This is a genomic window from Brevibacillus sp. GCM10020057 (assembly GCF_042683565.1).
GTDB lineage: Bacteria > Bacillota > Bacilli > Brevibacillales > Brevibacillaceae > Brevibacillus.
Map to the genome: position 1 here is coordinate 1 of NZ_JBHUJW010000030.1, position 398 is coordinate 398.

Genomic DNA, 398 nt, shown 5'->3' on the forward strand with positions numbered 1-398 from the left:
GCACACGGTGGATGCCTTGGCGCTAGGAGCCGAAGAAGGACGCAGCGAACTGCGATAAGCCTCGGGGAGCGGTAAGCACGCTTTGATCCGGGGATCTCCGAATGGGGCAACCCACCATCTGTAATGGGATGGTATCCTTCACTGAATCCATAGGTGATGAGAAGGCAGACCCGGTGAACTGAAACATCTAAGTAGCCGGAGGAAGAGAAAACAATAGTGATTCCGTCAGTAGTGGCGAGCGAACGCGGAAGAGCCTAAACCGTCGGGTTTACCCGGCGGGGTTGTGGGGCGTCTCACATGGAGTTACAAAAGATGCGCGTAGGTGAACAGTCTGGGAAGGCTGACCATAGGGCGTGACAGTCGCGTAACCTAAACGCGCATCTCTCCGAGACCCACCC

At 56.3% G+C, this 398-nt stretch carries 1 rRNA gene (running past one end of the window); it reads left to right on the forward strand.

Annotation, left to right across the window (positions count from 1 at the left end):
• Positions 1-398: ribosomal RNA gene (locus tag ACFSO0_RS09595) — 23S ribosomal RNA — on the forward strand (its annotated part continues 1,101 nt past the right edge of the window); the annotation flags it as partial.